General features: G+C 62.1%; 10 protein-coding genes, 1 tRNA gene and 1 pseudogene. 1 reads left to right on the top strand and 11 read right to left on the bottom strand.

From position 1 onward, the window contains the following. Window positions 1–178: 178 nt before the first annotated feature. The 5 genes and pseudogenes from CKO23_RS18590 to CKO23_RS18610 all read right to left on the bottom strand — a co-directional run. Window positions 179–546 (bottom strand): annotated as a pseudogene (locus CKO23_RS18590) (transposase); the annotation flags it as partial. Between the two features lie 161 nt (window positions 547–707). Then, entirely contained in the window at window positions 708–2,534 is a 1,827-nt protein-coding gene (gene asnB, locus CKO23_RS18595) for an asparagine synthase (glutamine-hydrolyzing) (protein ID WP_200333325.1), read from the bottom strand. A 25-nt stretch (window positions 2,535–2,559) separates the two neighbouring features. Continuing rightward, window positions 2,560–3,804, bottom strand: coding sequence for a phosphatase PAP2 family protein (locus CKO23_RS18600; RefSeq protein ID WP_200333326.1), 1,245 nt, complete (start codon window positions 3,802–3,804; stop codon window positions 2,560–2,562). A 248-nt stretch (window positions 3,805–4,052) separates the two neighbouring features. Then, on the bottom strand, window positions 4,053–5,339 hold the full coding sequence (locus tag CKO23_RS18605) for a TIGR02679 family protein (RefSeq protein WP_200333327.1): 1,287 nt from the start codon (window positions 5,337–5,339) through the stop codon (window positions 4,053–4,055). Then, the gene (locus CKO23_RS18610; RefSeq protein ID WP_200333328.1) at window positions 5,314–9,459 is read right to left on the bottom strand and encodes a TIGR02680 family protein; all 4,146 of its coding nucleotides are present in this window, start codon (window positions 9,457–9,459) and stop codon (window positions 5,314–5,316) included. Before CKO23_RS18610 ends, CKO23_RS18605 begins: the two co-directional genes overlap by 26 nt. Before the next feature lie 855 nt (window positions 9,460–10,314). Between CKO23_RS18610 and CKO23_RS18615 the strand changes: the two genes are divergently transcribed. Continuing rightward, window positions 10,315–11,958 (top strand): arylsulfatase, encoded by a 1,644-nt coding sequence (locus CKO23_RS18615; RefSeq protein WP_242482555.1) that lies wholly within the window; start codon window positions 10,315–10,317, stop codon window positions 11,956–11,958. Between the two features lie 269 nt (window positions 11,959–12,227). On the opposite strand, the gene CKO23_RS18620 is transcribed toward CKO23_RS18615, so the two are convergent. The 6 genes from CKO23_RS18620 to CKO23_RS18645 form a co-directional block, all read right to left on the bottom strand. Then, a complete protein-coding gene (locus CKO23_RS18620) occupies window positions 12,228–13,340 on the bottom strand; it encodes an HNH endonuclease (protein ID WP_200333329.1) in 1,113 nt (370 codons plus the stop codon). A gap of 10 nt (window positions 13,341–13,350) precedes the next feature. Further along, complete coding sequence (locus tag CKO23_RS18625; RefSeq protein WP_200333330.1) at window positions 13,351–14,067, bottom strand: OmpA/MotB family protein; 717 nt, start codon at window positions 14,065–14,067, stop codon at window positions 13,351–13,353. Then, the gene (locus CKO23_RS18630; RefSeq protein ID WP_200333331.1) at window positions 14,064–16,238 is read right to left on the bottom strand and encodes a MotA/TolQ/ExbB proton channel family protein; all 2,175 of its coding nucleotides are present in this window, start codon (window positions 16,236–16,238) and stop codon (window positions 14,064–14,066) included. The genes CKO23_RS18625 and CKO23_RS18630 overlap by 4 nt, the downstream gene beginning before the upstream one ends. Before the next feature lie 300 nt (window positions 16,239–16,538). After that, window positions 16,539–16,617: transfer RNA gene (locus CKO23_RS18635), tRNA-Ile, on the bottom strand. Next, window positions 16,584–17,843, bottom strand: coding sequence for a TIGR02678 family protein (locus tag CKO23_RS18640; protein WP_200333332.1), 1,260 nt, complete (start codon window positions 17,841–17,843; stop codon window positions 16,584–16,586). Before CKO23_RS18640 ends, CKO23_RS18635 begins: the two co-directional genes overlap by 34 nt. Then, entirely contained in the window at window positions 17,840–19,456 is a 1,617-nt protein-coding gene (locus CKO23_RS18645; protein ID WP_200333333.1) for a TIGR02677 family protein, read from the bottom strand. Before CKO23_RS18645 ends, CKO23_RS18640 begins: the two co-directional genes overlap by 4 nt. Between the last annotated feature and the right edge of the window lie 488 nt (window positions 19,457–19,944).

The following is a 19,944-nucleotide window of genomic DNA, read 5'->3' on the forward strand; positions in this document are numbered from 1 at the left end:
TTCAGGGTCCAACGGGTGTGCGACATGTGTTGTGCAGCGAGCGCTCAATCGAGGAGCCGGATGCGGTAGTCCCGCACGTCCGGATCTGTGGGAGCCGCGGGTGCGTAAGCACCCGCGGCCACCCGGTACCGGTAGGGTGGACGAGCGAGAGCGAAGTCCACCGGTTCAACTGATGACCAAGGCCGGCGCGGAAGACCTTGGTCAGCGCTTTGTGATTGAACAGATAGCCGCGCTTGCCTGACGTGGTGCGCCACGGCGTCTTGTCCGGATCGATGGCCGCCGCCGGCACCATCAGGTGGACAGGTTGAGTCGAGGCGACGCGAATGGGTATCGAGCACCGCAATCGCCCCGGCCTCGCCCTGCAGGGCTGTGTCGTTGCGTGCGAAGTTGCGCACCGTCTCCCAGCTCGCGCCGATGAGGTGATCGTAGAGCGCCTGCTGGTTGGCCCACACCAGCGCTCGCAGCGCCTCGGGCACGGTAAACGTCAGCAGGAAGGGCGAGCTGACGCTCCAGTCATTGCTGGCTCTGATGGTGCTGGCAATGTGGAGCTGGAATGATGGACACGCCCGTCGACCCGCGGCGCTTCGAGCGAAGCTCATCGCACGCCGGCCTGTCGTTTCCCGGAAATGGCCCGAGGGTATGCCCCTCTCGGTGGTATTTCGCACCCTATCGGTCGATACGCCCGCGGCCGCCTCGAATGAGGGGTATCAAGACGACGCGATCCACTCCAGCGGATCTTCGTTCGGTGCCGGCTTGAGCCCTGGCTGGTCGATGAAGAGCCGGTGCCAGATGGCGAACTGCATGAGTCCGAACAGCTCCCGGCCGCCGCCGTGCCCGCCTTGTCTGGCCGCGACCAGATCAGGGATGGACTCGGCACGAAACCATTCACGGATACCGCGGCTGTGTGCGAGGCGCTGTCCGACCTGTTCCGCCACCTCGCCGCGCAGCCAGTCGCCGACCGGGACGTGGAAGCCGCGCTTGTGCCGGTGCAGGTGTCCGGGCGGGAGACGTGGCTCGGCCCACCGTTTGAGGAGCCATTTGCCGCGATGTTGTCGCACCTTCAGGCTGTCAGGGAGCGAGAGCCCGAATTCGACGATCCGATGGTCGAGGAAGGGGACACGTCCTTCGAGCCCGAAGCCCATGAGCATGCGGTCCGTCTTGACCAGCAGATTGTCCGGCAGCGCGGTCGTCAAATCCGTGTACTGGCGCCGCTGCATGGCCGACCAGGTCCTGGGCGTTTCCCGCCAGGCATGCAGGAACGGGGCGCGGTCGATGATGGCCGGGTCCGTCAGGTCCGGGCCGAAGAGGCGCCGCGACCAGCGCCCGGCCCACTGGCCTCGGGTGCGGAAGCCGCCGCTCCCCGGATGCAGGAGGGCCTTCACCCAGCGCTCCCCAAGCCGGGGGTGATAGCGTCCATAGCCGGCGAAGACCTCGTCGCCGCCCTCGCCGGAGAAGACCACCTTGAGCTGCGCGCCGGCGGTCTCGGCCAGGAGGGAGGTCGGCAGGTTGGCGTAGTCGCGCATCAGCTCGTCGGCACACCAGATGCTGTGCGGGATGCGTGCGAAGACCTGGTCGAGCTCCAGTTCGAGCGGGGTGTGATCCAGGCCGAAGTGCTCGGCGACCCGCGCGGCCTCGTCCAGCTCATGCGCCATGGTCGTGCCTCGGTAGCCGACCGAGAAGCTCTTGATGCGCCCGGCACCATGGGCATGGAGCATGGCGGCCAGCACTGCGGAATCCACGCCGCCGGAGAGGAAGAGACCGAAGGGGACGTCTGCGCGCATGTGCTCGCGCATCGCCGCGTCCATTCGGGCATCCAGCTCGGCCAGGGCCTCCTCGACACCGATGCGGCGCGGCGCGATGTCCAGGGCGGACCAGTAGCGATGACGCCGGATGGTCAGGTCGCGGTCGATCACCAGTACCTCGCCCGGAGGAACGCGCTTGATCCCGGCGATCAGCGTCTCCTCGCCGCTCGCGAACTGGTTCTGCAGAAACTGCCGCAGCGCGTGCGGGACGATCTGCGGGCGCTCCGGCAGGATGGCCAGGAGCGCCTTGATCTCCGAGGCGAAGGCGATGCGGTCGGGCAGGCGAACGAAGAAGAGCGGCTTGATCCCCAGCCTGTCGCGTCCGAGGACCAGCTCGCCGCGCGGCGCGTCATGCAGGGCGAAGGCGTACATGCCGCGCAGCCGCGGCCAAGCGTCCGGCCCGTGGACGGCGTAGGCGTTCAGGATGGTCTCGGAGTCGGAGTCCGTTCGCGGATGGCGTCCCCGCTCGCGCAGCTCGGCGTTCAGCTCGATGTAGTTGTACACCTCGCCATTGGCGGCCAGGGCGAGCTGACCGTCGGCGGAGACCAGGGGTTGATGGCCGGTGGCCAGGCCGATGATCGAGAGGCGCGTCTGCGCCAGCCCGACCGCTCCGGAGCAGTGCATGCCGCTGTCGTCCGGCCCCCGGTGCGCGAGCTGTGCGGACATGCGCTCCAGCTGCTCTGGCTCGGGCCGTCGGCCCGAGCGCATGATGAATCCGGCGATGCCGCACATGGTTGCAGAGGTCCGTTGAGCGTGGTCAGTGGTCAGTGGTCAGGGTCGCGGGCTTCCACTGGACATCGCGCAGGACCTTGCCGCTGCCGGTCTCGAGGACGACCTCCGGCGCGTGCGGCGGCATGGGATAGACGCGGATGTCTCCGACCTCTGTCGCGACCTCCACGCGGTCCCAATCCGCGGGGACGAGGCCGACGATCAGTGAGGTGTCCGTCTCGGTGAAGAGCCCGCGATGCGTCACGGCGAAGGTCAGGACGCCGTCCCGCGCCTCCAGCCGATGCTCGACCCGTGTCCCTGGCAGTCCGAAGCCGCGGCCCTTGAGCAGGATCAGCGCCGCCCGGTCCGCATAGCCTTGCCAGGCGACGGTCACCTGGGCCTGATCGGCACGCAGGCGCAAGGTCCGCGGCGGCGGATCGTACCTGGACTGGATCACGTCCAGCGAGAGGTTCTGGCGCACGGGCGTGGCCAGGAGGACGCCGAAGAGCACGGCGGCCGCGGCGAGAGCATAAGCGCTGGCGAGGGCAACCGGATGCCTGATCGGCCGGTGCTCGGCGGGCGGCTGGCTCGCCCAGGCATCCTCGCGCCGCGGAATGCGGAGCACGACGTAGTAGAGAAGGAACGCCAGGCCGTAGACGATGACGGCGGACCAGATCACGTCCGAGAGAAAGTGGTCTCCCGCCGTCATGCGGCCGATGCCGAGCAGAACCCCGAGCCCGATCGCCGCGCCGAGCGCGAGATAGGCCAGGGCGGGCCGCCGCCTCAGCCAGATGAGGAAGAAGGCGCCCAGCATGAAGCCCGCCGAGCTATGGCCGCAGGGGAAGGACTTGCCCTTGCCGGCCTCACCCATCGCCAAGGGCGGAAGATAGTCCTGAGTCCCGCCCAGCTCGACGGTCTGATGGGGGCGCGGACGTCCCCAATGGTCCTTCAAGACGGCATTCACGATCAGCCCCGGGCCAAGCACGGCGCTCGCCAGGACAAAGATCGCCGAGAGGCGCAAGCGTCGATAACGCGGCCAGAAGGTGCTGGCGCCGAGCACGGCCAGGCTCCCGATCGTCACGAGCCCGACGAGGAGTGGCGCTGCCTGGTAGAAGAAGAGCCAGATCGCCTTGCGCGACTCGAGCCAGGGGTCCGGCGCCTCCGGGTGATAGAAGAGGGCGGCGGTCCGAATATCCAGGTCGGTCAGCCAGAACGGCAAGGTTCCGAGGATGGCGAGCAGGATCAGGGCGAGGAGCTGGGGAAGCCAGTAGCGGCGGGCGGCGATGGTCTGCACCTGTACGTCAGGGAATGCGGCGGAGGGATCGAGCCACGAGCCTATCGGTTCGCGGCTCGAATCTCAATCGGAAGGCGTTGTGGTCCACGGACAAGATTGCGCGTTGATGGGCGGGGGACTGGACGCCTCCAAGGCACCGCGCTGGGATGATGAGCACGCCCATCGCGCTCCGGCGCTCCGAGCGAGGCGCATCGCGCGGGCTTTGCCCATCCTCTCCGCGATCGGTCCCGCCCCGCGCATCCGTGTGCTCATCGGCACGATGCCTTTCGGTCATGGGGACTGTCGCCGTTCGCGCGGGAATCCAAGTCGGTCAGTAGGGCTTGGATCACCCGCTCTTCTTCAATGACCTGCCCGCGCGCCTGCATGGCGCGACTCAGCTCGGGATCCCATGCGGCGGCGACCAGGTCGTCGATCAAGGGTTTGCCTGAATCCGCCGCCTCGCGGTAATCCGCCGCGCTCATGCGCCAGGGGACGGCGCCGTGGCGATTGATGATGCCGTTGGCGATGCGGATGCCGGGCCAGTCGAAGTCACCGTGGTATCTGAGCCGGGCGCCAGCTCCGGCGAGCTGGTTCAGCAGCGTGGTGACGGCCGCGCTGGGCTGGCCTCGGGTGCAGATCAATGGGGCGCAATTTAGACCCAGGGCATTCGCCGCCTCGGCGACGACGGCGGGGTTTTCACAGATGGAGATCGGGTTCGCGCCTGGGGTCCAGACCGGCGGGGCTCGCAGGAGCTGCCTCAGCGTGAGGTAGAGCGGTTCGCCGCTGCCGGCGGCGGTACGGATGATGGCTGCGGTGGCGCCGTCTCCAGCGGCGGGCAGATTCAGGGCCAGCACGGTGCTGCTGATGCCGCCGCCGACCAGGACACCGGCAGCCGCCCAAAGCTCGTCGGTGGAGCGCGTCTGGTCGTCGGCGGCCAGGGCACGTCTGACCAGGGTGGCCACGGGTTGACCTGCGTCCAGGCCGTGGGCGTCGCCGAGGCAGCCGGCCGCCAGCGTGCTCAGGGTCTTGCCCTGCTCCGGGAGGCAGTGGAGAACGCTCAGGGCTTGGCGGAGCAGCGTTTCGGCGCGCGCGGGGTCCTGGTCGGCGAGCCGCTTCAACACGCCTTCCGCTTCCAATGCCAGAAGCCATGCCGCCGCGCCGAGTCGTCTCGCCTCGACACTCTGGCTGTCGAAGACCTGTCGCCACGCCTGCTGCCGGTCCGCGCGCTCCTCGCTCAGATCGCGCAGAGGTCCGCCCAGTCCTTCCATGGCCGCGCGCAGGTCCTGAGCGAGGCCGGCGCGCCGCAAGGTGTCTTCCAGTTGCCGCAAGGGCAGGCCGAGCCGTTTGCCGCTGCTGGGTCGGCGACCCAGCAGCTCGTCCAGCGCCCGACGCTCTTGCGCCGTGGGATCGGCGATGGAGACCCGCTCCGCGCCGCCGCGCTCCAGTCCAACCCTGACCGCCTGCAGGATGCGTGCGAGTTCCGGGCGATCCAACAAGGACTTGAGTCGCGGCAGGTCGACCCTGAGAGGATCAGAGCAGGGATTGCTGCGGGTCATCGGCGTCTTGATGCGCGATGACGGGTGCCATCATCGGTGGTGGCTCGTCGATACGGCGCTGGCTCCCGTCCCAGGTCCAGCGGGAGATATAGACGGCGTCGATGCCCTCGTGGCGCACCAACTGGGCGATGGCCAGACCCGGCACCTCGGCGTAGCAGCCCCACTCCCGTTCGCTGGTGAGCATGAAATCCAGGTCGAATTGGGCCATGAGCCCCAGGCATTTGGCGCGGGAGTCGTCGTCGATGCCGGCGAAGGCCTCGTCGAGCATGACCAGGCGCGGGGCCTCGGGAGCGGCGCTGCCGTAGTGGCTGGAGGCGGCGGCGAACAGCGGCAGGGTGACCACCAGCGCCCGCTCGCCGCCTGAAGCGGGTCCGTAAGCGGGCCGCCAGCGACCACCCTGCCAGCGCTCGACGGTGAATCGGTGCCAGCGGCGGTAGTCCAGTGCATGGGCGAGATGCTGGATCAGGGTGCCGCCGTCGTCGGACTGGCGAACCTCATCGATGCGCCGTTGCAGGAACTCGCCCACCGCGCCGCGATCCTCGTTGGACCAGGCGGCGACGGTCTGACGCAACAGCCGCTTGCGGGCCTCGGCGAGACCGGCTGGTGCCGCGCCGGATTCCTCGTCCAGGGGCACCCAGGCCAGACGCAGCTTCATGCCGGTGCTGGTGGGGCGGTGTTCCAATTCCTGGTTGATGCGATCCACCATGCGCTCGCCGTCGCCGATGAGCTGTTGCAGGTGGGTGGCCACATCGCTCATCAGGTGGGCTTCGAGCAGCTCGCGCTCCTTGGCGTCGAGCAATGCCTTGCGCTCGGCGACCTCGGCGTCCAGGTTTTCGGCCAGCTCGTCCGGACCGCAGGGGCGGGACTGGAAGATGACGCGCACCAGCAACAGCTCGCCGTCCTGCTCGATGTGGGCGGAATGGTTGTAGCGGGACAGGGTCTGCTGCAAGGGCTGGAAGCGGTCGTAGAGCCCCTGCTGCTGACGGCGCCAGGCGGTGTCGTCGTGGTCCACCAAACCCAGGCTCTGCTCCATCTGTCGGGCCAGACGCACCGCCGGATCCACCGGCCAGGGGGTGTCGCGCTCCGGCGCCTCCAGCTCCGGGGCGGCGATACGCAAGAGGCCAACTCGGGTAAAACAGGCCAGGACCTCGATGGCGCCTCGACGTTCCTGGTCCTTCTCTTGGAGACTGGTGGTCAGACTGGCATGGCGCTCGGAGAAGCGGGTAGCCTCGGAGATGGCTGCGGCGTGCTTGATGCGATTGTCTTTGTGGTCGTCTTCGAGGCCCTGAATGTGCGCCTCGGTTTCGCCGATCCGCCGCTGCAACTGCTCGACGCCTTCGCCAAGCGTCTCGCGCAGGGTGTGCCAGACCTCCTCGACCTCGCGCTGCTCGGTCTTGGCACGATCCAGCTCGTCGGCCTGTTCGGCACGGCGTTCCGCCAGTTCGGCGACCTGCTCGGCCAACTCGCTGGTTCGCTGTAGCCGGTCCCAATAGTGACGCAAACTGGGCCAGAAGCCCGCCGCTAGCGTGTTGTACTGGGTCAGGGCCTCGGTGATCGCAGCGAGCCCCTCGGCCTCCGTGGGTAGATCCAGATCCAGGGCAGCTTGATCGCGCGCATCCCGGCAGCGTTCGGTCGCAACCTTGCTCTGCTCCAGGATGCCGGTCAGGTGCTCGACTGCGTCCCTGCTTTCGGCCAGGCGTTCGCGTAGGTCGTCATGGCGCTGATGGGCCGCGCGCACCGCAAGGTCAACTGGAACGGCGTGCCATTCCCGGTCCAGGGATTCCAGCCGGCTTGCCAACTGATCGATCGCGTCGCTCAGGGTCCCGATCTGCTGTTGCAGCGCATCCAGTGTCTCGGCAATTTCCCGCAAGCGCCGCCTCCGGGCCGCTTCGCGCGCCGCATGACCGATATAGGCCGGTTCGGCCTTGCCCCATGCCCCGGATGCGGGTCCGAGACACCAGCGTCCCTCGCCGTCGACCCAGGCGTGATGCGCCTGCTCGCCCCAGCCGATACCGGCAAGAATGCCGTCCAGCGTCTCCGGCGCGACCTTGGCCGCGGCGGCGTTCTTGGGATCGATCGCGATCTTGATGGCCTGTTGCAGACTCCGGGGCGCGGGTGCAACCGGCCCGAGCATCCGGTCCCAGGTCTGGGCGTCGCGCAGCGTCCCGTCGGGCATGACCCAGGCGTCCAACAGTCCGCTGGACTCCAGGGCCGCCTCAAGCCCTGCCCGCTCGTCAGAGGACAGGCTGTCTGCGAAGTCCACGAGCTGCCAAAAAGGCGCGCCGTCCAGGTCCTTGCGCCCCTCCGGATCGCGGGTGTACGGAATCGGTGGCTCGGCAAGCTCACCCTGCTCGATGCGGCCTTGTTCCGCTTCGAGCGCGGTGACGGCGGCTCGCGCCTCTTTGTGCTCGCGTGCGGCCGCTTCCTTCGCACTGCGCAAACGGTCCCTCGCGTCGTTGTAGCTCTGTCGCAAGACGTGCTGCGCGGGGTTCTCACCGGACAGGGTTTGGCACCAGTCCTCAAGCTCGGCGAGCACGGCCTCCGGGTCCTCCAGGCGCAATTCACGATTGGCGTCCAGGGCATGGCGCAGGGCCGAAACCAGCGCCGCGCCTTGCTGGTCGACGACCTCGGCGGCTTGGACACGATCCTGATCCAGGCGCTCCATCTGTTCGATGGCCCGCTCGCGTTGCTCCCGGTCCCGTCGCTCCTCTTGTCTGGCCTTGTCCAATGTCTGGATGAGACCACGGACTTGCGCGATGGCCCCAGTGCGCCGCTGAACCTGAGACCGGACGGCCTCGGCAGCCCTGCCGATGGCCGGGTCCGAGCCAGATCGTGGACGCGAACCGCCATCGGGTAGGTCCAAGGGGGCGAGCGCACCCTCATGAGCATGGGCGATGCCGGCTAGTCGAGCTGGCTCAAGCCAGGCGCTCAGTTCTCGACCCCGTGCCTCGCGCTCCTGGGCGCACGCCTGCTGTTCCCCGGCCAAGCGGGCTTCCTGGCGATTGATGTCGCTGACCAGGCGCTCGAGCTTGACCTGGAAGGTCTGGCAGTGCCCGCGACGTTCCGCCGCACGCGCCTCGGCCTCCTTGAGCCGATTGGCGTCGCGCATCTCGGGGCTGTCGCGCAGGGTCTGCAACTGGGTGCGGCTCTGCCGGAGCTTGAGGTCGAGGAATCCCTGGCGCCGTTCCTCATGGGCCTGGGCCGCCTCGGCCTCGCTCAGGGCCTGGGCGGTCTCGCGCAGCTCCGTCCCAACCCGTTCCCAGGCACTCTGGGCCTGACGCACGGCTTGCGCCCGGCGCCGGGCCGCCACGGCGCAGTATCCACGGTAATGCTGAAGGAAGTCCCCCACGGAGGCGCGGGCCTCATTGAGCCCGTCCAGGGTCTTGCGCTCTTCCTCAAGATTGCGGAAGGCGTCCGCCACGTCGTTGAGCACGGCCTGATCCAAGGGCGGCAGTGCCTCGGTCAGGGCCGAGGACAGGGCCTTCTCGTCCGGGCGTTTGGACAGTTGCGGCTGACGCAGTTGGATCAGCAGATTGAGCAAAGCCTCGTAGCGATGGGGACCGAGTCGGAAGAGCAGCGCGTCGACTCGGGCACGATAGTGGGCGGAGCTGGTGTGCAGTTCGCCCCGATCGCCCAGTGCATCGAGAAGTCGGTCTCTGGACAGGGCGCGACCGTTGCCGTCCACCAGCATCAGATCGCGGCGCACGCGCTGGGGAGTGATGAAGAACCAACGCTCGGGCGCGCCGCGCCCGGCCACGGCGCGCATGCCACAGCCCAGGGTGCAGAACTCGGGCGTGCCCTCATTGTCCCGGCCGAATTCCATCCAGACGTAGCCCAGACGCTCCTGATACTGCCCCCCGAGCAGGAGGTTCCATTCCATGCGCTTGCCCGAATCGCCGTCCGGCTCGACACGCGAGGGGATGAGTTGCCCGTCCAACAGAAAGGGCAAGGTCATGGCCAGCACCTTGGACTTGCCGGTGCCATTGTTGCCGCGCAGCAGCAGATTGCCGTCCCGAAGCCAGATCTCCTCGTCGTCGTAGTGGAACAGGTCCACCAGGCCCAGGCGCAGAGGTTGCCAGCGGGACCGCAGGGGTAATGGGGCGTCTTGGATTTCGTTCATCTATTAGGAAGGGTGTTGAACCGCACAGGCGCGAAGGGTTTCACTGTCGCAACACGAAGGGATGCGTGAACACAGGTCCATGCTCGCAGGCAGCTCTTGGTGTTTGATGAGGGTGAGCGCATCGACTGATGCGATATCCGATGCCCAGTATAGGCGCCTCCCTGTACTCGGGACAGCCGGCCAACCCTCGGGTGCTGGAGTCAAAAGGCTGGCTCCATCGATTGCCGCGTCGAGGGTCATCACATCTGAATTGCAAGTCTCAACGGTCACGAATTCGGCCTCCCAATAGCCTCGGCGTGCTACAGCTATAGGCGGGGAGCGGAAAGCCGGGCCGTGATCTCCGATGTCGGAAAAACCGCCGATAGCGGACGGCTGGGATGTCAACGACCACGCTCAAGCGCCGCCGTCCTTGCGGGTTCGTAGGGCGCAATAGCGCAGCGTATTGCGCCGAAAGGACTTTGGCGCAGGTCCATCAGACTGGCGGCACAAAGACGCAATTCGACGTGCGAGGGACATGCAGCGCTTGTTGTGTCTTGGGGGCGAGCCGCCTGCCAGTCATGCGGCGCAACACGCTATCGCTATTGCGCCCTACGCGGGCTGGCGGTCTGTGTTCGTTTGCGAACCGGGGCGACGCGCCTATGCTAGTCTTTCACGCGACCTTCAAGCCGGAGCGCCCAGGGTTTCTGGTGCGCGACGTGCTGATGGCCGACATGGGCGGCCAGGAGCGACTGGACCGTCATCCGCAGTAAGGACGACTGGGCGTCTATCTTCGCGCTCGAAAACATGACACAGGAGATGCATTACCAAGCGACCCTTCACTGATCTTCACAGGCCAACCTGGAGAACCACATCAGCATGAATAGAAAGAGTCCCTTGACTGCAGCGGTATGTCTCACGGCCCTGATGACAATGGCCCCGGCTTTCGTGCTCGCCGCGGATAAGCCCAATATCCTCTTCATCGTCTCCGACGATACCGGCTATGGTGACCTCGGCCCCTACGGCGGCGGGGAAGGTCGCGGCATGCCGACGCCCAACATCGACCGCTTGGCCGACGACGGCATGACCTTCTTTTCCTTCTATGCCCAGCCGAGCTGCACGCCTGGCCGCGCAGCGATGCAGACCGGGCGCATCCCGAACCGCAGCGGGATGACGACCGTCGCCTTCCAAGGCCAGGGCGGCGGCCTGCCAGCGGCGGAATGGACGCTCGCGTCCGTCCTCAAGCAGGGCGGCTACCAGACCTACTTCACCGGCAAGTGGCACCTCGGCGAGGCCGACTATGCGCTCCCCACCGCACAGGGCTATGACGAGATGAAGTACGTCGGCCTCTACCACCTCAATGCCTACACCTATGCCGATCCGACCTGGTTCCCGGATATGGATCCTGAGCTGCGAGCCATGTTCCAGAAAGTGACCAAAGGGTCGCTGTCAGGAAAGGCCGGAGAGACGCCGACGGAAGACTTCAAGATCAATGGACAGTATGTCGATACGCCGGACAAGGGCGTCGTCGGCATCCCCTTCTTCGATGGCTACGTCGAAAAGGCCGCGATCGAGTTCCTGGAACAGGCCGCCAAGGATCCCGGCAAGCCCTTCTTCATCAACGTCAACTTCATGAAGGTCCACCAGCCGAACCTGCCGGCGCCCGAGTACGAGCACAAGTCGCTGTCGAAGAGCAAGTACGCCGACTCGGTCGTAGAGCTTGACGCACGCATCGGCCACATCATGGACAAGCTGCGCGAGCTCGGCCTCGATCAGAACACCATGGTCTTCTACACCACCGATAACGGCGCCTGGCAGGACGTCTACCCGGATGCCGGCTACACCCCCTTCCGTGGCACGAAAGGGACCGTGCGCGAGGGCGGCAACCGAGTGCCTGCGATCGCGGTCATGCCCGGCAAGGTCAAGCCGGGAAGCAAGAGCCATGACATCGTCGGCGGACTCGACCTGATGGCGACCTTTGCCAGCGTGGCCGGCGTGGAGTTGCCCAAGGTAGACCGCGAAGGTGCGCCGATCGTCTTCGATAGCTACGACATGTCGCCGGTGCTATTCGGAACAGGCAAGTCGGATCGCAAGTCCTGGTTCTACTTCACCGAGAACGAGCTGACTCCCGGCGCGGCACGCGTTGGCAACTACAAGGCGGTGTTCAACCTGCGCGGCGATGACGGGCAGCAGACCGGCGGTCTGGCGGTCGATACCAATCTCGGCTGGAAAGGGGCGGAAAAGTATGTCGCCACCGTGCCCCAGGTGTTCGACCTGTGGCAGGACCCGCAGGAGCGCTACGACATCTTCATGAATAACTACACCGAGCGTACCTGGACGCTGGTCACCATCAACGAAGAGATCCAGAAGCTGATGAAGACCTATGTCGAGTATCCCCCGCGCAAGCTGCAGAGCGAGGTTTACACAGGTCCGATCACGCTGACGCAGTATCAGCGGTTCCAGCATGTTCGCGATCTGCTCAAGAACGAAGGTGTCAACATTCCCATGCCAACGGGCAATTGACGGGAGGCTTGCGCAGGCTCACGCCCGGCGTTCGGTCATCCCAAGAGGGGATCGCTCGCCGGGCGGAATCTGATCAACACGAATCCTCCCGCCTTCCAAGCGCCATCATGCTTGGAAGGCGGCGAGGAGCAAAGCACCGAATATACAATCTTTTCTTTTTCTGAACGTTATTCGTGAGACGCGCAGGATTCGAACAAACTATGAACACGGAATTGTCAGTCATCCGATCTTGCCGACTAGGCAACGCCGTGGAAAACGCCTTTCATCGATCAAAACTGTTCCAACGCATCGATCATCGACCAAGCCTGCCAACCCTGTTGGCGGGCGACATCAAGATCCTTGTCGGCAATCGCGACACCGATTTTTTTAAGCGGCCATGCCAATTCAAGCTGCGCCACGACGCTTCCACCTGGGGCTTTGATCGCGTGACCAACCACGGGAACAGACATATTTTTTGCGCGACACAGATGCAGAACACCATGAACACCAGTATCAGCAAGCTCGAATATGTCATCCCAGTTCAAACGCCGCCTGTCGTGATTTTGTTCGCGGCGTAACCGGGTTATCAATTGCATATCTTCATGACGCACGAACATTCTTTCGTGAGCGGGCTGTTTCCGGTGACAATCAACACACAAAGCCTGGAAATTGGATCGTTGATTGTCGGTTTTTACGCCATTTTTATGGTGGGTATGAAGCAGTTTCTTCTCGCTGGAAAGATCGACGCCGCACAACTCGCACTTAAAGCCTTGGTCAGCTTTATATTGTCCTGAGATAATTGGCCAATCATCGGTATATGCACCATCCTTGTCGCCGGCCTTCCTTCTCGGCATATAAGGAAAAAAAGAACTGTAAGCGGCAAAAAAATCATCAATTGAAAATTGAGAAAAAATTAGACTTCTGCTCCCTTGGCGATACCCTTGATAGTTAAGATGCCCCAAGCAATATTTGCATACTTTAAGCGCGGCCTCACCTTTAAATTCTTTACCTGTATAGTAATCCATTCCAGATATCAAAAAAGATCCTGTAAGCACATTTGTAGCCACATATCGTTCAAATCGACCTCTTTCTCGCATTTCCACAAGTTTTCGGCAATTTGCTATATGGTACCTATTCCCCTTTTCCGGATCTTCAAAAACAGAATGAATCCTTTTTCCATGATCTTGAATATATAACAAAACCTGCCTTCCCCGATACGAAAGGAGGCCCGATTTTATATTGACATCTTTTAGCTCAACTTCGATTCCTTCTCCTGAAAGAGCAATGTCAATCTGATCAAGTACATCTGAGTTTTTTTCAAGAGAAAAATCCAGCCTCAGATTCTCCGCTCCCATTTTTCTGACAGCGGCATGCAATGCAGATAAATCGACGGTTAGGCGCATAATTCAAAAATCAGTTTTCAAGAATTTTACGAATCTGAGTTTCTGCATTTGTAATCACACGGAACGAAACGCGACGTGACCGCTCAAGGTCTTCGCTGCCGTCATCATTCTTCACCAAACGCGAAGACGAAAAACCGACTGCCGCGACATGTTCTCTGACCCATGACCGCTCAAAAGCAATACCGGGTAGCCCGAAAACATACAAAAGAACAGAGCGCGTGCGCCCTTGTGACAATTCCATATTGTTGAAATAAGCCTCGTCTTTCGTCGTTTGATGATTCCAAACGCTACTGGTATGACCTTCGATTCGAACCTCATCAATCGAATCACGAAATAGCATCAGCACACTCAGATAACGCGGAAAAAAATCTTTCAGGATGTCCTGAAATGCAGGTTTAAGAGATATTTTTCCAGTATCGAACAGCACATCTGGAGACTTGAATTGAAACGAAAGCGTTTCTTTCTCAATCTCTGCATCCCATTCTTTCAGATCATTTTTAAATTCATCGACCAGCGCTTGATAAAGCTCGACTTGATTCTCTTGATAGGCGACAGCAACTTCTCTGATTTTGTCTCGCTCGATCATCGCGTCCCTCATGAGTGCGATAGACACAAAAAGAAAAACCATCATCAATCCGGCCATCAAATCAGAAACTGAAAGCCAGTGCTCTCCGCTATCACGCGCACCTGTTGAGCGACCAAAAGTTCGATCCGACGCATTGCTCATGGTATCCGCCTTGGTTGCGCCTCAACCACTTGCTGCATGGCGCTTACCAACTTCATGTAGTCTTGTGTAAACTGACCGGCAATCTGCGCTAATGCTCGCCCCATCTCCATCATTACGCGGTCAATTTCTTTTTGCATCGCCTGATCAATAGCAGAAAGTTGTGTATTTACACCCTCTCCTGTCTTCAGGATCGCTTTTTTCATATGATCTTCAAGCCCTTCTGCGGCGCGGCTCATTGAGCGAGCCTGCACCTCAAACACCTCATTTAGGGAGCTTTCAAGTCGGCTCTGCATCTGTTTGATGCTTTCCGCGACCTGTTTCTGTGTTTCCTGTGTATCGCGCTGGACCTGCTCGCCTGTCGTTTTTAATGTTTTTGAAAGCGATTTTGATTCGTCAGATAACGTGGCTAGCATCACACGAACATGTTCATTGACTTCCTTGAAGGTATCCTGCAACTGTTGACGGATCTTTTCGCTCTGAGCAGCAATTTGATCTGATGTGCTGGTCAGATTGCTTTGCAAACGCTGCACGCTGTTATCGAACTCTTCAGCTCCGGTCAAGATTGCCGTCTTGACGGCAGTGGCGCTACTTTCGAGACCTTCCTTGACTTTCTCGATACCTTTACCCGTTGCTGTCACGAAGCGATCCAACAGTTCTTGGCTCTTTTTGTCGTGCGCCTGAATGTAAGCATCAGATTTTTCCAGCAACTTACTGTAATGGTCACTCGCCACAGTAACCGTTTTCGTGACTTCGCTTGTGGTATCAGAAAGCAAACTCTTCACATCCTTTGCCAGCGCATCGGCGCTCGTAGAAATGGCCGCTTTAACATCGTTGGCGCTGCTTTCTAATCCTGATTTCACCTTACCTATTCCCTCATCGGCTGTTTGCACCAGCTTTTCTAGGAAGGCATGGGTTTTTTCGTCATGCGCCTGAATGTACCGCTCAGAGCGATCAAGTAAGGTGGTATAATGTGTACTGGCGGCTTGCACAGATGCAGTCACATCCTTGACTGTTTGTTCGACCTGCTCACGAATCTGAGGAACGGCCTCAACCGCTTTATCTCGCATGTCGCGGAATGCTTCCAGATGATTTTTAAGTTCACTAAGCTGGTGCTGGTTCACCAGCAAGACAGCTTTGAGCTTTTCCATCGCAACCGGAATCTGTTGAGATTCATCCGAGATATGCGCGACCGAGGCTTCAGTTTTAGTGATGGCTTCAACAGCCTGTGCATATTGAGCTGACATCTGCTCCAGTTGTGCTTGATAGTTTTCCTGCCACTGAACCAGTTTCTGTACAGATGCATCCAGCGCCTTAAAATTCTCGCCAAATTGCTCGGTGAGGTTTTTGTTGAAATCAGCAATCACTTCTTTGAGAGCATTCATCATTTGCTCAGTGGCCGACTTGGAGAGCATTTCTGCAAATTCATCCAATTCCTCCCAGAGTTTCTGCGCAAAGTTGTCGAGCCGATCACGATCTTCTTTGATGGAATGTATCGTTTCCTTATGGCGGTCATGTTCATCACTCCGCAGTAATTTGAACTGTCCGACAAGACTGGTTTCTTCCGTGCCTGAAACAGCAGTTCGAAAATCATCCAAGTGACGTAGCGATTCTTTGTGATGATCCGTCTGATCGGTTCGCAATAGTTTCAACTGCCCGACAAGGCTGGTTTCTTCTGCCCCGGAAATCGCAACACGCAGTTGGTCAAAGTGGCTATTTTGATCCAGCAAAGCACGCAGAATGTCTTCTGGTCCTGCGCCGCTGATATCCTCCTGTTCGCGCTTTGATGACAGCAGAGGGGTTGTGATTAAAATCTTGAAAAAAATGGCTGAACCCATTCCAACAAGACTAGTGATGAATGCGGTTTTCAGACCATCAAGCAAATTAGCAATACTGCCATCGATGTTCTGCGGGTCGAAATGCATAAGCCCGACCACGATGCCGACAAAGGTGCCGAGGATTCCGAGCGAAGTGAGAAGGGTTGGGGTTTCGCTGACGAATCGCTGTCCTTTACCCACAAAAGCGAGGAAGGCCGAGAGTAGAAATCCAATCAAAGTCAGCCAGAGAAAAATTTCAGTGACGTTTGCCGCATTGCTCTCGAACAGCAACGATTCCAAGATCGGGTTGAAAAACATAAAACTTTCCATGAGATTCAAATACTTAAAATATTCCACGTCGGGACATTCAGGAGTCGACAGAGGTCAAGAAAATGCTCGTGCGCTGCCGAGCGCTCCTTGAGGGTTGGGTGTCTTGCCAACTGTTCAGGGGTCACGTCAATCGGCTCCTGATCGTTAGGGAGCGTATCAGGATAACACTGAAGCGAAGCCCTACACGCGGCGAGAAAGCAAGCGGGAACTGCAATGAAGAGAAGGGATGATTACAGGCTCCGGTACCGGAAATGCACCAGCGCGAGGGACTTTCAGGCATAAAAATCCGCGCGCCTCAGAGAAACATGATGATTTTCATGGTTTTGTTGGTGCCCAGGGGTGGAGCCGAACCACCGACACGAGGATTATCAGTCAACCAATCTTACTGACCCGGCTGATCCGCGGCGCCTCCACCGCATACCGTGCAATCGCCGGTAGCGGGCGAACGCCGTCGGCCTCGATCCTAGCCAGACCCAGCGACGCCAGCCGCTCGGCAGCCTCCCGGCAGAAGGACGGCCCGGCATCGGGCTCCTTGGCGGCCTTCTTCCAGTAGCGTCCGAACTGCTCGGTCCAACCCCGATAGGCGGCATGGAGACTGGTCCAGGATTCGGCTCGGTCTTGGGACAGGCGCTCCGCGAGATGTCCGGCCAACAACAGGGTGATGTGTCCTTCCGTGCCCTCGGAGGGCATGCGCTGGTCGGCCAGCTCACCGTCCGGGTCGACCATGGCGATGCCCTCCGCGCGCATCTCGGGGACCAGTCCGGTCGCCTCTTGGATGCGCTGGACGATGGCGTGACGCTGGTTGAACAGATAGGCCCGCTCGTCCTCGTCCAGTTCGCCGTAATAGAGCACCGGGTCGTCGAGCAGGCGCTCGGTCAGGCGTTGGCGCAGTTCCCTATTGCGGGCCTCCGGGGTGTCGGCGACGAAACGGGCACTGATGGCGCCGATGCGCCGGTCCAGGGTGTCCGCCGGCTGTTCCAGGGTCCCGACCAGGGACGGACCACGCCGGGTGACCAAGAGGGCGGAGAGGACGTGGCGGTCGATGTCATAGAGCACGTCCTTGCTTTCGTTCTTGATATAGGCGTCCTCGCTGCCGGCCACTCGGACCAGCACGCCGAGATTCAGCAAGAGACGAACAACGGCCACCAGGTCGCGGCGGTCTTCCTGGGTGCGCAGCTCGAACACCAATCCACTGGCCACGACTCCAGGCTCGGCGGACTGATCCATGGCGGCTTTGCCCAATCGACCCAGGGTGCTCTGCATCTCGCCGCGCTCCAGGCCCGCCAGCACCAGGCACAGCAGGGCGTAGCGGCGGCGCGTGAAATCCAGATCCACCGGGCGTTTGCCGGGGCGGGCGGCACGGCTGCCGTCGTCGTGCTCGGGCGCGGTCTTGGCCAGGCGCGCGAAATCGGCCTCAAGGCGCAGGTCCCAGCGGGTCTCCCTGTTTAGCCAGTCCCTGAGCCAGTCGATATGGCGTTTGACCAGCCGGTAGGCGGGGTGATCGGCATAGAGCAGGGGCTGCATCAGCAGGCCACGCATGGCCCGGCGGCGCTCGTCGTCGCGAAGCTGGGTGAGACGGTCGCCAAGCTCGTGGTTGGGTTCGTGGTTGGGTTCAAGGCTGGACTGACTCATGCGACGGCCTCGTCGCGTCGCGCTTGATCCCGCTTGTGCTCCGAGTCGGGAGTGGAGCCAGCTTCGAGGTCGGTGATGCACACCCGATAATCCCGGCCGCCGAATGCGCCGTCGGGGGTCTCGATGACCGCGCGGGTCTCGGGTCCCAAGGGTTCCAGAGAGATGCTGATGGTGCCGTCGCCGGTGACCGTCCGCACGGTGCGCTCTGGGTCTCGGGTGGCGGCCAGGGCCTCGCCGAGCAGGCGCAGAAAGAGATTGAAGCTGGCGGGCTCGAGCCGTCCGATCTGGCTGAGCCGGATGTCCTCGCCGGTCGCCAGACGACGGCGGGCCTCGCGCGCCTGCAGGCTTTCCCGATCCAGTCGCACCCTGAGCAGTTGTTTTTCCTTGCTGCGGTCACGGACCTTCGGTGGGACGCCGCGTTTTCCGTGGGTGCCGGTTTCGCGCAGGCGCGGGCTGATCCGCAGCGGCGGTGCCTCGGCCCAGGGGCGGGACGGCGGCACCGGCTCCTCGGCACGGGCCTGCAGGCTGTCGCTATCGATCCCGAGATGCCGTGCCGGAGTCAGTCCAAAGGCGGCGCGCCAGAGCCGATGGGCCTCGGTATCCGTCTCGCAGTCCATGAACCAGGCGGCCAGGGTGCGGTAGTCGGCGGAGCGGTCGCTGCGCCCGAGCCGGCGCTCATTGAGCTGGACCACGGCGTCCACGAGATCGGAGATGGCTCGTCGAGCGCGCGAGCGCAGCAGCTCGGCCTGGGACGGTTTGTCCGCCGAACCGATGAACCATGCCTCGAGTCCGGACCAGCGGGCCTGCCATTCGTCGATCATCCGGGCCCTGGCCAGGGCGGAGTCGAGCTTGGCGGGCTCGGCGCCGTCCAGATCGGGCGCCGGGGCCAGGTCCAGGGCGTCGCGCTCGGCGATCCGCTCCAGCAGGGGCCGGAAGGCCGCATGCTGCTGGATGTCGAGGATCAGCCCGGCGATCTCGGCGGAGCGCGTCACCAGGTCGCCGATGAATCGACGCAGATAGTCCAGCAGACGATCCTTGTAATCGATGAAGGCCGCGCGCTCGGCCCGGCGCAGATCGAGCCCTCGGGCCAGTCCGGCCATGAAGTCGCGGGCGTTGTCGGCAAGGTCGCTAAAGACCCGGGTGATGTCGCGCAACAACAGGTGCGCCTTGGCGCTATCGAGCCCGGCCTCGCTGTCCTGGGTGTCGAGCAGTGCGCGCAAGGCACGCAGCTGGCTGGCGATGTCGGCTAGGGCCACCGACTGCAGGGCGCCATGATGTCCCAGCATGCGCTCATACGTCTCCAGGGCGGCTTGGGCGGCCTCGCCCTCGCGCGTGATCTGGTAGAGATAACGAGCGCGATAGAAGTCCTCCACCGTGGTGACCCGGCTGGTGTCGGGCTCGGCCTGGAGGTTGCCCCAGTCCACCAATTGGCCGAGGGCCGCCTGGACGGCGTCGAGGTCGAGACGCCGACCATCGCGCGCCGCACGCTCAAGCACATCTTCCGGGCGCAGATGGACCAGGAAATGCTCTTTGGCCTCGGAGAACGCCCGCATCAGGGTCCGGTAGAGATCCGTCTTGTCCGCGGTCAGGTAGTTGAAGCTGGTATCGGGCATCCGTTGGTGGGCTTTGTCACAGCAGGTTCTGTGCTGACCCTAGCATCGGGAGAAGACTGCGAACAGGGAATTAGCGTGGTCTGTGCACGGTTGTGCAGAGACTCTCGCCATATCCACGTATCGGTCTGTTACTCGGAACACTGCTAGCGATCGGAGGATCACGCCATGACCATCGGTCACACAACCGTGTTCAGACGCAACAGGAGCTAGGCGGGCAGACTGCCGAGAGCCCTATGCGTGGATAGCGGCGCGCTGAACGCCCTATCCCAAGGTTGTCACCGAAGGTTGTCACCGATGCGTCTCGACGTATTCGCGTGAGGATTGGGGTCAAGGATTGGGGTCAGGTCCAGTTTTATTGCATCCAAAGAGACTCTCAAGTACCCGCGCGGAATGACGCAGCAGCGCATCACCGATCAGATTCTGGAAAACTGTCACGCATCGAGCGATGCCAAGGTGATCGGGGATCACGGGAAGCGTCAAGCGCTTGG

Origin of the sequence: Thiocystis violacea (assembly GCF_016583565.1) — a bacterium.
Classification (GTDB): Bacteria; Pseudomonadota; Gammaproteobacteria; order Chromatiales; family Chromatiaceae; genus Thiorhodococcus; species Thiorhodococcus violaceus_A.